The sequence below is a fragment of the Paenibacillus sp. CH40 genome, assembly GCF_024213605.1.
GTDB lineage: Bacteria > Bacillota > Bacilli > Paenibacillales > Paenibacillaceae > Paenibacillus > Paenibacillus polymyxa_B.
Genome location: NZ_JANAVQ010000004.1, coordinates 141434 through 155832 on the forward strand (window position 1 = coordinate 141434; position 14399 = coordinate 155832).

Below are 14399 nucleotides of genomic sequence, written 5' to 3' on the forward strand. Positions count from 1 at the left end.
TTGGATTATATGAGAGTCCTTTATTAAAATATATAACTTCTATACATGCTGTCCGTTCACCTGAATATCTGCGGATACTTGCTGCCCCAACCAAGCCTGCATGCGATTCCACGAAAAAACCTGCTCCATGTGAAATACACCATATGGAAGCTCAGAACGGTACAGGGCGAGCGCTGCAAAGACGGCTGCCTTAGCGGTTAAATCAGATTGATGGTGCCCCCTCAGCCGACATTCTACCTTCGTCTCCTTGCCATTGAGCGTTCCTCGGGCATCTACCTTGACCGCTACAACGTTCCCTCCTAGATGTATCTTGCCAAAGCTGCGAACCACCGCATCACGCACGGTTTGCTGTCGGAGTAGACTTGATACTCCTATCGTTCGAAGCCCTGCCAGAAGCCGGGTGGTCAAGCGCGAATCGAAGCAAAGGCGTGTGCTAACCGTAGGAACTTTGAGCGTACGAGGAAGTGTCTGCTGATCCGAAAAAGGAAATCGATACGCCCGATGACGCCCCACTCCTGCACCAAAGTCTGCCACTATGCCGTCGGTAAAGCTTTTTCGAGTCACAGGGCGTCCCTGTTCTATAACCTCCAAATCGGCATGAATCTGATCTACTGTCCACTCAATGGCAGCCTGACCGTGTTGATCTCCCAAGCCTAGCATCAAAGATATGTTCAACTCATCTGTCTGATCCATGAGCTGTGTCGCTTGCAGTGCTAACAAATTGGTCAGCCCCGGAGCTAATCCTACACTTAACAGGGCTGTGGCCTGATAAGCTCGGGCCTCTTGATGACACTGCTCCACTTGACTCAAAAAGGCCGCATTCGCTGTAATATCCATGTAATGCACCCCATGTTGAAGACAGGCACGTACCAAGGCCGTATTGTCCTGATCCAGACACATGATAACCAATTTAGCTTGCTCTAATATCGACGGGTCCATCGGCTCATGAATATTAAGCTGCAAGGGCCGTATCTTACCTTTCGATTGTCTACTAAATTCAGTGGCCCGCTCCAGACTACGACCTGCGGCAAATACCTTGCCGGGAAACATTTCACTTAACTCCGTGCATATAATTTTTCCAACATGGCCATACCCGCCAATGATGATGATGTTATCCTTTGTCATAAGTCGTCTCTCCCTCTTTAACCGCAAACCATGCATTTACTAAAAAAGCGCCATAATACCGGGTGATGTGGGTAAAGCCTGCATCTATCAACAGTTCCTGTATTGCCGCATTGGACACCGGGTTTGACTCACGACCGATGGAAGCAGCGAATCGTTCCCAATCCTCCAGTGAAATGCCCTGACTCAGCATATGATCCTTCCACGCCTGCATTTGGATGGAAAAAGAAGGATCCTGCGAATTCCCATTAATAGAAGCTAGACAAAAAGGTGCACCCGGCTTGAGTCGAGCGGATATCTGGCGTAGCAATGCCTGTTTACTTTCCAAGCTCTGAAGAAAATGAAGCACCAGCAGGCAGGTTGCAGCGTCATAGATCGGTCCTCTGGATGACTCTTCCAACGTACCTGCAACAAACGATATTGTTGAACTGATGCCCGCATGTGTCACACGCTTACGTGCCAAATCCAGCATGTGCTCGGAGGGATCAACTGCCATAAAGGACCATGCTTCATGGCGCTCTCCGAGCGTAATCAATTCCTGGCCGCCTCCAGCTCCGACAATTAGCACATTTGGATCTATATTTCGAATATGAGCTTGTGCCTCAAGTTGTGCGGCTATCAAACAGTCTGTCATCTCGTACAAATGAGCATATCCAGGTATTTTTAAAGCAATCGTATCCGCGTACTTATGCACATTCGGATGATTCCAGCTCATAGGTTGATTTGAGTCCGTATTTCCAATAGGGGTATGTTTCATATGTGCTTTCCTCCAAACATTTAGCCTTGATCTTCTCAGACCATTCGTTTATTGTAGATTTAATTAAGAATCATTCTCAATTATAAAGACAATACGAATATCCACCATCCCATAAATGTGGGATTGAATAATCGTGTTTGTGAATCTCCAGCTTTCACGATAGGAGTAAATGATGAACGCACATTACACGCAATTTGCACAGCTTAAGGACGCTCGACAGCAGATCATGGATCTGGGGAAAAAAGCCCCCTCATCCCTAACGTACAAGCACACCCTAATTGACCGCTTGCGTACTCAGGTTGCTTTCGATGCGGCGTGCTGTACCTCAGTAGATCCGCGTACGCTGCTTTCCACGGGGGCATTTACAGAATCGGGTGTGGAGGACATTCATAACAAACTGCTAGAATACGAATATCTGCACGACGATATGATGAAATATGATCAGTTGGTGCGAGAAGGACAGTCTGTAGCGACGCTACATGGGTCTACACAAGGCCAACCAGATCGGAGCACACGATATAGAGATGTTTTGCAACCCGCCGGATTCGGGGACGAGCTACGTGTTCCGTTTATGTACAAAGGGAGCTGTTGGGGATTTCTTACGTTGTTCCGTCATCATGGAAAACCTGTATTCAGCGAGGAAGAGCAACAACTGCTTGAAGCGTTAGCGCCATCCATTGCCTACCATCTGCGTCAGGCCAGTGTCGGTCTATCTCCAGCCCCTGCCATGATTACGGAAAATGAACTTGAACCAGGAGTTCTCATACTTTCTGATAAGCTAGAACCGATCTCATCCAATACAGTAGCAGAGCAGTGGCTACAGCTGCTTCGGCAGCAGGAGGGAATCCTTGAAGACAGCCTTCCGGCTCCTGTCCGGGCGTTATGCTTGCGAGCGCTATCCACTGCCACTGCACCAGCCCGACTATGTATCCCTTCCGCAGACGCAGGAACCCCATGGGTAACCATCAGGGCCACCCTTTTGCAAGGCGGACAGGAGCATACGGGCCAGAAACAGCTAGCCGTATGGTTTGAGGCTGCTAAAGCAACTGACATGCTGCCGCTTATGACCGAGGTGTACTCATGGTCCGAACGAGAGAGACAAATTGTCCAGCTCATTGTTAAAGGCTTTTCGACCAAGGAGCTGGCCAGCGCACTTCATATTACTGCCTACACGGTGCAGGATCATCTGAAAGCGATTTTCTTGAAAACAGATGTAAGCAGCCGTCGTGAGCTCGTATGGAAGGTATATTCCAGATTCAACTAACCTATGTAAAAAAGACAGATGACCCGATTAGGGGTCATCTGTCTTTGCTTCACTGCTCTATTTGGACACAAGAGCCTTATTTCTTCGAAGAGGAGTTCGTATCATCGTATGATACTGGTGAGGGCTTCGCAATCCATTCATCAGCCTCAGGCTCGATATCCACGCCATTTTCCAGCTTCGTTTTCTCCATCAAGGAATCTCCGTCCTCGTCCTTCTTGTTGCGGATTTTCGCTTCGTCTTGAGTGTGATCGCTCATGTTGATTCCTCCTTTTTTAATTTCATCTGATGGTTGTACCTTACTCATAATTACCCATTGCCGTCCTGTACAAACCTCTACACGACCAGATGCCCTTTTTTCTCCGCTGGTTCAATGGTCGCCTCAATGCCAGCATTAAACTCCAGAAAGTCGCTTTCCACTCCATCGCTGAAAATAACTCCATTTTCCGGCATCTGCGATGCAATCCGTAACGGCTTTTCGGCTGCTACCTGACCAAACACAAGATCCGCAGCAGTCGTTCGACTGGGGAATGGTTCTCTCACTGTAAAATAAAGTGATGGCAAACTCCAGGTTGCACGATGATCCTGACTCGTTCCGTCTACTGCCCCTTCCTGACTGAAGGCTGCACCTGGCATCAGCTGGCCTGGAGTCAGCGAGATTGGATGCCGTGTAGCACTGCCGACAATCCCGGCCGCTCCAGCAAGCACGCTGGTCAGCCAGCCTGTCGCTCCCAATCCGGTTGAAACGATAATGCCGCTAGAGGATTGCTGCTCTACCTGATCCTCCAGTCTTAGCTCATATCTCGCGGAGACATGAGTTTTGCGCCCAATGAACAAATCATTTACAGCATACAAGGATTGGCCATCATTTAATTGGGCCTTAGCCAGCGTAACTTCCTTAATTGGCCGTCTGTGCACGAATACATCCGGCACCACCCAGCGCAGGTCGGATACAGTAAACGGCAGCAATACCCCGTCCCAGCGCAATGGATCTGGATTCACACCGATAAGCGGCTGCTCGGTCAAATATTTTAACGTGTTGGCTACCAGCCCATCCTGACCCAGCACCACCACTGTATCCTGCTCACCAAAAATAAAGTTCGGCACATGCTCCCGCTCCACAATCTGAACTCGACCCAAAGCCGTTAACTCCGACGTAGCCGTTGCCACCGCCCTGCGGTAATTTTCGTCCTCCAGCACATAATCACTGAAATCCGCACCCAGCCGTTCCATAAAGAAGCGAGCCTGCTGCACCGTATTGTATCGAACAATCAGTTCCTCCAGTCGCGTTTTACGCTTCACTAAAATGATCTTTTGCTCTGTCATTCGGCTGCTCATCGTGTTCTTCCTCCAGACCCTCTCGATCCTGCTGATCCGTTTGCTCCCGTATCTGACATGAGACCTTGCAGCAGATCCGGTGTAATATTCAGCTGACCGATTTTCCCTGCATTTTCTGCAAGCTCCTGGAATGCTATCGCAATTAGCTTATCCGGGCTCATATCCATGTTGGCCATAGCTTGAAGTACGTTCGGCTCAACATCCTGCAACGATTTCATAACTACTGTCAGCTCATAGGCCTTGGCATCGGCTTCTGCCTTTTTATTCGTTACGGTCAGCTCAATCAGCTCGCGTTTTTTCTCCTCCAAGGCTGTGTCAAATCGTAGCTGCTCCTCTTTCATCTCGCTTTGCTTTTGCTTCACAGAACGCTCGGCATCGAGTTGAGTTTCGCGGATTTGTTTCTTTTTCGTCTCCACTGCAATCTCGGTGTTCAGCTCGTTTTCCTTCACACGCCGCTCTTGCTCAATAGATGCATTACGACGCTCATACAAAGCGTGATCCGCGTTGCGAAGAATCTCTTCCCTCGCTTGAGCCTCCAGCGCTCTCATCGTCTCCTTATTGGGTAGAATCGCCAAAATCGACAACCCCATAACCTCAATGCCGAGCTTTTCCATTTCCGTATGCTGAGCAATATCCTTCGTCATGTTTTGGGCCAGACGTTCACTGGACTGAACAGCTTCTTTGAGCGGGACACGCTCCAAATACTTTTTGGTAAGCACTTTGGCGATGTTAATCACCCGTTGGGCCAGCTTACTCGGATCATCCGAAATGTAGCGTCGTTCCTTCAAGTCATACGTATAGTTTAAAATCTGCGTCGTTCTCCGGTAATCCACAATCCGATAAGTCAGTTGCCCCTGAACCGTCACCGCCTGAAAATCATTCGTCATATCCTCAAACATGAACGGTACATCAATGGAAGAGACGGGCACGACGACGACCGAGGTGGTCGGGGCGTAATAATAAAAAGATAATCCAACACCCTCCCGAACCACCTTCCCGTTTTTCACCTTCATCACATATTCACTGGGCTGAAATTTAACAAAATTAAATCCAAACATAGCCGCTTCCCCGCTTTCTTTATAGTTTATAATATTTTGTTATTATCATTTTGTTATTAACAATAAAATAACACACATTTTCGATAATATCAATATGACATTTATAAAAAAATAAAGGCTGTTTCCCCTCCGATATACTCGGTTAGAGGAAACAGCCTTATTGAAACGCTTTATTTATTATCCACATTCCATTCTCTATAAAATTGCTCCAAGTACATCTCCATCCATTGATGCCGAACCTCCGCCAGCTCTCGGGCATAAGTGGTATTCATTAAATCTTTGAGCTTGAGTAGCTTTTCGTAAAAATGGTATATGGCACTTTTACCTGCGGCACGATACTCATGCTGTGAAAAGTCTTTATCCGGGTGATGCATCATGCTGCCTTTTGAGCCTGCATACATAAAGGTTCTTGCAATCCCAATCGCTCCAAGAGCATCCAACCGATCTGCATCCTGCACAACTTGACCTTCCAGCGTCTCCATAGGCGGGTTTTGTCCACCATTGTAGGACATCGTAGCTATAATAGTCATCACGTGCGTGATTACATTCGGATCGCTGATATGCAGACGCAGCCACTGCTCTACTTTATCTAGCCCGGCTTGTTTAGAATCATTTAATTTTTCATCCGCTACATCATGCAGCAGTGCTGCCAGCTCACAAATAAACGAATCTGCGCCCTCTTTGGCAGCAATTTTAAGGGACAGCTTTCTCACCCGGTCTATATGCCACCAATCGTGACCACTATGATCATGCTCCAACTGCTGCTGTACAAAGGGCTCCGCCTTTTGAATAATATCTGCCAAAATCGCTTCCTGTTGCTCCGTTCGTCTCTTCATATGTCACCTTTCAATCCCGTCCATACTTTCTATGGTAGGTTCATTTAATTTTTTAATGCTTGTCCATTTGTTTACTACGAATCATTCTTCATTTTATTCTATAGGGTGTATGGCATCCAACCTTTAGAACGAGAAGTCAGTAACCTGACAAAAAAAGAACCTCCAAAACCACATCAATCGTAGTCGCGGAAGTTCTTTTTCGTTTGTCTATCTAAACCCGATCCTCTTTAACTTAATTCCGTATCTTACTCTACTCCACGACACCAAGCTCGCGGTTCTTCTCCTTAAAGCGGCTGTTATGAGAAGATACATATGCTGCTTTGTCAGCTGCTGGATCAATGTGCAGCTTCGCGCTGTTCAGTGCAAGGGCGGCATCTGTGAACGCACCGGCAATCAGATACAACTTGCTTCTGTACTCAACAAAATCGCCTGCCGCGAAAATCCCTGGTAGGTTCGTTTCCAGCTTTTCGCTCACTCGGGCATGCCACTCACCCATATCCAGCCCCCAATCCCGAAGCGGGCCGAAATCGGATTTTAGTCCATGATTTACGATGACTGCATCGACATTCAACACCTGTATTTCGTCCGTATCTACATGACTGATCGTCACCTGTTCAATCGTCTCTCCATTGTTGCTATGTAGCTGGCTCACCGCGTATGGTGTGAGAACACGGACCGAAGATGATTTCATACGAGCTACATTTTTCTCATGTCCGCCAAAGTGATCCCGACGATGTACGACGGTCACACTCGCCGCAATAGACTCCAGCTCATTCGCCCAATCCACCGCCGAGTCGCCCCCACCGGAAATCAGGACGTGCTTGCCCCGGAATGGCTCCAGCTCTTGTACCGTATAATGCAGGTTCGTAACCTCATAGCGGTCCGCCCCCTCAATCTCCAGCTTAGCCATTTTGAGAATTCCATAGCCTACTGCCAGAACGATCGTGCGTGTCCAATGCTGTTCCCCTGTGGCAGAAGTTAGCAGGAACGTGCCATCCTCTTGCCGATCCAAACCAGTGATCTGCTGTCCCAACACAATGGTAGGCTCGAACGTCCGCGCCTGCTGCTCCAGCTGATCAATCAGCTTTTCACATAAAACCGGGGTAACCCCCCCGACATCCCATATCATCTTCTCTGGGTATATGCGCATCCGTCCGCCCAGCTCATGCTTGGCTTCGATCAGCTTAGTCTTCATATCTCTCATTCCACTGTAAAATGCGGTATACATACCGGCAGGACCACCGCCGATGATCGTTACATCATATAATTCCAAGGATACTGTCACTCTGCAACTCTCCCTATCATAGCGTAATATGTCTGCTCCTATTATAAGTGATAATAATTATCAATATCAATTAAGAAATAAAAACATGACCATTACAGAGTTTTCCGTGACCTTAGAACTATATTTTATAGGTTTATATAACTACTACTTCCGTTATTCTCGTAAATTTTGCGAGGATTGCTGCACTATCGCATGCAATGCTTTTTCATTAAGTCCTGTCTGTACAAATTGAAAACGGTGATCTGCCAATCTCTGAACTCGGTCTATGATCTGCCCCAGATGATAAGCCGTATGCTCCACCACATGATATACGTCATACATATTTATCACTCCTGTATGGTCCAATGCTGCACAGAAGGATGAAAAAGCTTCTTCTACCTCATCCTATGGTTGATGATCCCACCAATACTGTTCGTTTCGGCCTCACCCACGCGCCATAGCACCTGTTCATCCAAAAGCACTATGCATGCCCGCAACTTTACCAAATATTGATCGTACATTCTGTGCTTGGATATCATTTTAAACTCATGCATGGAAGAATCCATATTCTTAACAGCCTCCTTAGTTCTTCATCTGTCCAATCTTCTAATTTCAATAAAACACATATGTCATTCTGCCGTCATTTAGATTGTTCTCTTATGTTTCAGATTAATCAACATGCATCGTTTTACTATTATTTTCGTTAAAAGGAAGCATAACCATGGTTTCAAAATGATGATTAGACCGTGAACTTTGAAAAAATCCTTCATACTTTTCAACTATACGTTGAATATTAACTAGCCCTATGCCATGAAAATCAAAATCGTCTTCTAAATGGAGCTTCTTAGTTATCCCCGTAGGCTTCAAACAAGTATTCGTTACATGAATAAATAGCGAATGGGCATCAGACCATATTTGCAAATGAATAGACCTCTCTTCCTTTTCAGAAACCAGATCAACTGCTTCAATAGCATTGTCTAAAATATTGCCGATCACTACACACAAATCATAACGATCCAAGCGAATATCTTCACTGTTAATACTGATGTCATGTTTAAAATCCATTCCTTTATCGTTAGCAATATTGAGCGCGTGACTAACCAAAGCATCAATTACAAGATTTCCCGTAGCAATCCGCAAATAAGCTGAATTTATATCTTCCAAAGTTGTATTAATATTTGTTATGGCTTCCTCAAACTGCTGCTCCATTATGCAGGCACGGATGTACACCAGTTGTTTTTTAGTATCATGTATGATTCTTTTAATTCTCTTAAATGAGTGTTTCGTTCTTACATAACTGTTATCCCGCAATTCTATTTGCTTTTGTAACTGGTGTTTTTCATTAACTAATCTAACCTTTTCGATCATTTTGTCGTACAAAAAGACGATAATAATATCAATTGTTAGAATACCACAGCCTGATAGAACATATAGTATATCGTTTTCTACATGGTGAAATAAGGTATTTAAAATAAATAGACTTATTATGAAAATGAGTACAATGTTTAAATAATAATATATACCTATTCTGTAGTTATACACCTTTTTGATAAATCCGATGACTTTAATAAAAAGAAGCTGAATAAACGTGGAGCATAATATAATAAAAAAATTAAAGACGTCACTGGAGAGCTCTATATCTGTTTGCTTCTGATGAAATACAGCTATGTAGTAGTAGGAAAGAGACTCTGCGATAAGCTCTAAAATTAAATATAATATAGAAAAAATAATCTTCCTTTCGATACGAACAGGATATATAAACGCTATGATGAGTGTGCTTATGAAAGATAAATTCCCCATAATAGTAGTGAAAGAAAGTGAAGTTAACGATACGTAAAGTATGCCTCCAGCCAAAAGATAAATGATAAAATTACTTTTTCTGCTCCTTGGCGAAACACGAAATATGATATCATAATAACGATTTAACAAGATGAGTTGGGTTATCGTAATCCCAACGAATATTACATAGTACAATAAAATTACCCTCCCTCACCAACCTGCACAAACATGTAACGAGCATAGGCATCTTTAAGTTTTTTTACTTGTGACCGTCCGACTGGAAACACCTGCTGATTGGATGTGGTAACTGAAGTAAAGTTAAACTTGCGGATATGTTCTAAATTTACAATAACAGAGCGATGAATCTGTACAAAAGAATGATTAAGTTTGCTCGAATACTCCATCAAAGTGCCTGTAACCACATACATTTGATGGTCAGTGATGATCGTAAGTTTGTTTTGAGTCAAATAGTGCTTCACTTTCTCAATAGCAATAATGTCTGAATTACGCAATACCACTTGCTCATCCTCTGTTTTAATTGTAAAAAAGCGATGTGTAGATGAAGTAATGTATCTACATAGCTTTAAAATTTTTTCCTGAAACAACTTATAAGAAACGGGTTTTAATAGATATTGGAACGTCTGAACATCGAAGCTTTCCAACATATATTCGGGATAACTGGTTAAAAATATAATTTGTACATCACGATCCGGCAGAGCACGAATTTGGTTAGCTGCTTCTATTCCTGATATACCATTCATCTCTATATCCAAAATAAGCATATGGAATGTATAACGGTCGTGATCTCTATAGTGCTGTAGTAACTCTTCACCAGAAAAAAAAGATTGAATGTCAAAAGAAAGGGAAGAGTTCTCTGAAATTTTCTCAAAAAAACTTTTGATTAAGCTATGAATCTCTAATTCATCATCGCAAATAGCTACCTTAAACAATGATTAAGCCCCCTTGTACACCAAAATCCATTTAGAATGAACTTAAAATTTACTACTAAGCCACTGTTTAGTCAGATGATGCCTCCCCTTGCCACCGTTCTACCGTTACTACACCACTCCGTCTACTCATTTTGTTTACATTTTAGTAAAATTTTTAAAATACAATCTAATCATATCATAAATATTGGATAAAAAATAATAAAAACCTTTATTTTTTTGTTTTTTTTCTATAAAGACTGTTATTCACATTCTTTTATGTTCTTTTCACATAATTTAACACTTTATGACACTTTTTTAGGATATAATTCTTTACGAGCTTTGATTTGCTGGCCAGCTATCAGTGGCTCTAACTTAGTTGAATAAAGGAGTCCTAATCCAATGAAAAAATGGTTAGTTTCAAGTGTTGCTGCTTTAAGTCTATTCTCTATTGTTGGTGCTGCCTCTGCCTCACCTTCTGATTCTGTTTCAGATTCCGTCTATGATTCTGCTAACGCTCCAGCTAGTGCTCCTATTACACTTTTTGAATCTAAATCTTATGATAGTGGCGGTCGTGGATTTGCTCGTTCATGGGAAGCGAGTGATAGCGGTGGAAGCGGCTTTAATACATGGGAAGTTGAGTACGGGTTCAACAAATTTGCCATAGATGAAGACTATATTCACGGTTATCATAATTCCAAAGGTCACGCAGTCAAGCTTACAAACGGTAATAGTACTTTTTCAGATAGTGACAACGCTGGAAGTTGGTCTAGAGTAGATGTAACTCATTCCGGAAATTCTGTATACTACAATTTTAACTTCTAATTCTCTCAAGAAAAAATAATAAAAATCGTTATAGTTTTCATACAAAACTATCGATTTCCGAATTTATTTGTTACCGTTCGGTTTCTAATCAGAGTTGAACGGTAACTCTAATACATACGGAGGTTTCTTTATTGAAAACAATAAAATATATGATTAGTTTTTGTATTTTCTTTATTGGAGTACTCATTGTTGGAGAAAGCCAAATTTTTTATTTAGATAATTTTTACACTCCATATCGTTATACTTCTCTATATTTACAATACGGTCAAGAAGAGCGTGACATGATTAACGATACGCTGGAAGCCGCTAAAAAAAACGACGTTGACGTTTTTACTTTCACAAAAACTAAAAATAACAACGACATTACAAATATTAGAATTTATGGTTCTCCAGGTGTGGAAAAACATATAAACAACAATTTAGATATTTACTCAGAAAAGTATAAAAGTTTGTTTTTAGGAGACATCCAATTTAGCTTTTATCCATTGGAACAGATTCAAGGAATCAAAGATATTCATGATTTTTATATTATCGCTGACTACAACAAAGCTGATCAGTTTAAAGCAGAGCTAATTAACAAATATGCTGGGAATTTTCCTCAGCCAGGATATATATACAACGATACCAGAAATACAATGATTGCTATTTGGATATTAATGATTGCTGTTACGCTTCTTTTAACGTATTATGATGTCATTTATCAGAAAAAAGAAAATTTAATTCGGATTTCCATGGGTGAACGAATAGCTGCTATCATCTGGAAAAATATACTCAAAGATTCTTTCCTGTACGTGACCATGTTGCTAATCATCTTTACAGTACTAAAATCCGTTACCACCGTTTCGATGAATCTTGAGATATCCTTAATTAGCCTCATCTTACTGCTTATTTTTAATGCTTTGGTCTATCTAAACTTACGTTCTTATCATGTAAAAGAAGCTTTTTCCAATGCAAAAAGCAGCACTAAAAAACTGTTATCGGTGAATTATGGGCTAAAGCTGGTTTCGGTCGTACTAACCATTTTGGTCATCTCAAGCAACCTAGCACTCATTTTTGAATCGTATCTTTTATATAAGCAAAAACCATTTTTTAAGGATCACGCCAACTACTCCTATATTACAGTTCAATATAGACCTGTAATGGGCAAAGATGGTATTGGAGATCCTAAATGGGAGGAAAGCGAGCTTTTGCAAACGGAGTTTTACACCCGGTATTTCCGTGAATCCAAAGCTACTTTGTTATCCATGATCCACATGCCATTAGCAGAATCTGCTCCAACAATCATGGCGAATCACAATGCATTTCCCTATCTAGAAAAAAACATTAAAGAATTATCAGAACTTGACCTAAAAAAAGAAGTTTATTTTATCTTACCTTCGGTATTATCGAACAATGCTCAAGTTGTGACAGACTTAAGAGAAGAATTCAAATTTTTTGAAGGTCGTGAAGTTCAAGATAATTTTAAAGTTATTTACTATGAAAATAATGTTAATCTTGTTGCGATCAATGCAAATAATGCCTATGGAAGCGAATTAATTAAAAATCCAATCATAATCTTTAACAATGTGTCCCCGGAAACACAATCACTTAAATACGAACCAAATAGAGCCGTTTACCTGACAGAAATAATGTATGACATCACAGATGAGGAATTTAAACGATTCGTGCAAGAAAATCAGTTAACGGATACTAATGCAAGCTTAACCAAAACAAATGTTCTACAAAAATATAACGATAGTTGGAATATTGCCAAACAGGTATTATATATAAATAGTGTTTTTAGTCTATTAGTTCTTCTTTTAGAGTTTATGATTATTTCATCCATTACTAAATTGGAATATGAAGTAAACGCAATAGAACTTTCTATAAAAAAAGTGTTAGGTTACAGTGTTTGGGAGAAAAATCGCAAAATTATTGGCATGACACTGATTACAACAATAATTAGTATCGGCATAGCAATAATCGCTGCATTTGGATTTGGACTAAACTCTGCCAGCTATTTAATTTGGGGAGGGATTGTGATTTTAGTCTCGGAACTCACAGTCATCCTCTTTCATATTCGTCGAATTGAAAATCTGAAAATTCAAAAAATTTTGAAAGGAGGCAATACGTAATGATCTCCATCCAGAACCTTAGCAAATCATTTGGAGATAAACTTATATTTTCCAATTTGAATCTGGAGATTGACTCAGGAGATTTTGTCATTTTCTCTGGTCCCAGTGGTTGCGGGAAAACAACGTTGCTTAATATGATTGGAGCCATTGAAAATATCAAAGAGGGTAACATTATTATCGACGGTCTAGACATTAAAAACAAAAAAAATCATTTGCAATATTTCCGAACAAAAGTAGGATTTTTATTTCAAAACTTCGCTCTGGTCGACAATAAAACAGTACAAGAAAATTTACAATTGATTCGGAAAGATTGTAAAACCGATTTAACCATATCAGAGGCGCTTAAAAGTGTAGGTCTTGAAGATAAATTAAATAAAAAAGTATACACCCTCTCCGGCGGAGAGCAACAACGCATTGCTTTGGCACGCTTAATGCTGAAAAAATGTGATATCATTTTGGCAGACGAACCAACGGGTTCACTTGATAAAAAAAATGCAGAAGTTGTACTCCACATTTTAAAAACGTTTAATCAGGCCGGCAAAACCATTATCTTGGTAACACACGATGAAGAAATCAAAAAACAAGGTAACAGGGTGATAAATTTATGCGGAAATTAAATGCAAAAACTTGGATGATTATAGGATTAATCATTGTGCTTTTATTCGGGGTTTGGAATGCAGTTTGGTTTATATTGACGAATAATCGATACGATGATTTCCTGAAAGCTGTCCCAAAAAGTAAATTTGGAAATCACATTATCAAAAAAGATGGGTACGTATACAACGTTAAGCGCCCAGATTATCTAAGTTTTACAGGAAACTTGGGGATTAATAATCCTGAAGCTAGAGAAACTCTAATCATTTGGCCTTTAATAGACGGAAGCTATGAATTTGGTGTACGGTTGCAAAAAGACGGAATCATATATGAATTATCTCTGGATGAACAGATGCAACCTGTCGATCAAAACGATAAACAAACCAACATACTCATTCAAGAATTAAAACCAGAGATTACAGCTCTTTATGAAAAAGCAAATTCAATGTGGAAACTGGATTAATTGTTAAAAACCAATTTAGGAGAGTCGCCTTTTTCGGAATACTTTAATGGAACTTTCCATTC

General features: G+C 41.4%; 16 protein-coding genes. 5 read left to right on the top strand and 11 right to left on the bottom strand.

All coding sequences use genetic code 11. The features are described 5' to 3' along the window. Positions 1 to 39: 39 nt before the first annotated feature. Positions 40 to 1125 (bottom strand): saccharopine dehydrogenase family protein, encoded by a 1086-nt coding sequence (locus NLX73_RS13875; protein WP_254326450.1) that lies wholly within the window; start codon positions 1123 to 1125, stop codon positions 40 to 42. After that, entirely contained in the window at positions 1112 to 1879 is a 768-nt protein-coding gene (locus NLX73_RS13880) for a class I SAM-dependent methyltransferase (protein WP_254326451.1), read from the bottom strand. Before NLX73_RS13880 ends, NLX73_RS13875 begins: the two co-directional genes overlap by 14 nt. A 172-nt stretch (positions 1880 to 2051) precedes the next feature. Between NLX73_RS13880 and NLX73_RS13885 the strand changes: the two genes are divergently transcribed. Next, positions 2052 to 3143, top strand: coding sequence for a LuxR C-terminal-related transcriptional regulator (locus NLX73_RS13885; RefSeq protein WP_254326452.1), 1092 nt, complete (start codon positions 2052 to 2054; stop codon positions 3141 to 3143). A gap of 76 nt (positions 3144 to 3219) precedes the next feature. Here the strand turns inward: NLX73_RS13885 and NLX73_RS13890 are convergent, their stop codons facing one another. The 9 genes from NLX73_RS13890 to NLX73_RS13930 form a co-directional block, all read right to left on the bottom strand. Continuing rightward, the gene (locus NLX73_RS13890) at positions 3220 to 3399 is read right to left on the bottom strand and encodes a hypothetical protein (RefSeq protein WP_013309345.1); all 180 of its coding nucleotides are present in this window, start codon (positions 3397 to 3399) and stop codon (positions 3220 to 3222) included. Positions 3400 to 3476: 77 nt separating this feature from the next. Then, positions 3477 to 4478, bottom strand: a complete 1002-nt coding sequence (locus NLX73_RS13895; RefSeq protein WP_069291448.1) for an NAD(+)/NADH kinase — start codon at positions 4476 to 4478, stop codon at positions 3477 to 3479. Next, positions 4475 to 5536: an SPFH domain-containing protein gene (locus NLX73_RS13900; protein ID WP_069291447.1), complete on the bottom strand. Its 1062-nt coding sequence runs from the start codon at positions 5534 to 5536 to the stop codon at positions 4475 to 4477. The genes NLX73_RS13895 and NLX73_RS13900 overlap by 4 nt, the downstream gene beginning before the upstream one ends. A 170-nt stretch (positions 5537 to 5706) precedes the next feature. After that, entirely contained in the window at positions 5707 to 6372 is a 666-nt protein-coding gene (locus NLX73_RS13905; RefSeq protein ID WP_235307847.1) for an HD domain-containing protein, read from the bottom strand. Positions 6373 to 6622: 250 nt separating this feature from the next. Further along, a complete protein-coding gene (locus NLX73_RS13910; protein WP_254326453.1) occupies positions 6623 to 7657 on the bottom strand; it encodes an NAD(P)/FAD-dependent oxidoreductase in 1035 nt (344 codons plus the stop codon). Positions 7658 to 7810: 153 nt separating this feature from the next. Further along, a complete protein-coding gene (locus tag NLX73_RS13915; RefSeq protein WP_254326454.1) occupies positions 7811 to 7978 on the bottom strand; it encodes a hypothetical protein in 168 nt (55 codons plus the stop codon). 53 nt (positions 7979 to 8031) lie between these two features. Next, positions 8032 to 8202 (bottom strand): hypothetical protein, encoded by a 171-nt coding sequence (locus NLX73_RS13920; RefSeq protein WP_254326455.1) that lies wholly within the window; start codon positions 8200 to 8202, stop codon positions 8032 to 8034. A 103-nt stretch (positions 8203 to 8305) separates the two neighbouring features. Then, entirely contained in the window at positions 8306 to 9610 is a 1305-nt protein-coding gene (locus NLX73_RS13925; protein ID WP_254326456.1) for a sensor histidine kinase, read from the bottom strand. A 5-nt stretch (positions 9611 to 9615) separates the two neighbouring features. Beyond that, the gene (locus NLX73_RS13930) at positions 9616 to 10365 is read right to left on the bottom strand and encodes a LytR/AlgR family response regulator transcription factor (protein ID WP_254326457.1); all 750 of its coding nucleotides are present in this window, start codon (positions 10363 to 10365) and stop codon (positions 9616 to 9618) included. 378 nt (positions 10366 to 10743) lie between these two features. Between NLX73_RS13930 and NLX73_RS13935 the strand changes: the two genes are divergently transcribed. The 4 genes from NLX73_RS13935 to NLX73_RS13950 all read left to right on the top strand — a co-directional run bounded on the left by NLX73_RS13935 (position 10744) and on the right by NLX73_RS13950 (position 14337). Then, positions 10744 to 11166 (top strand): mediterrocin family bacteriocin, encoded by a 423-nt coding sequence (locus NLX73_RS13935; RefSeq protein WP_254326458.1) that lies wholly within the window; start codon positions 10744 to 10746, stop codon positions 11164 to 11166. 131 nt (positions 11167 to 11297) lie between these two features. Further along, a complete protein-coding gene (locus NLX73_RS13940; RefSeq protein WP_254326459.1) occupies positions 11298 to 13280 on the top strand; it encodes a DUF1430 domain-containing protein in 1983 nt (660 codons plus the stop codon). Beyond that, positions 13280 to 13897, top strand: a complete 618-nt coding sequence (locus NLX73_RS13945; protein ID WP_254326460.1) for an ATP-binding cassette domain-containing protein — start codon at positions 13280 to 13282, stop codon at positions 13895 to 13897. Before NLX73_RS13940 ends, NLX73_RS13945 begins: the two co-directional genes overlap by 1 nt. After that, entirely contained in the window at positions 13885 to 14337 is a 453-nt protein-coding gene (locus NLX73_RS13950; protein WP_254326461.1) for a hypothetical protein, read from the top strand. The genes NLX73_RS13945 and NLX73_RS13950 overlap by 13 nt, the downstream gene beginning before the upstream one ends. The last annotated feature ends 62 nt before the right edge of the window (positions 14338 to 14399 follow it).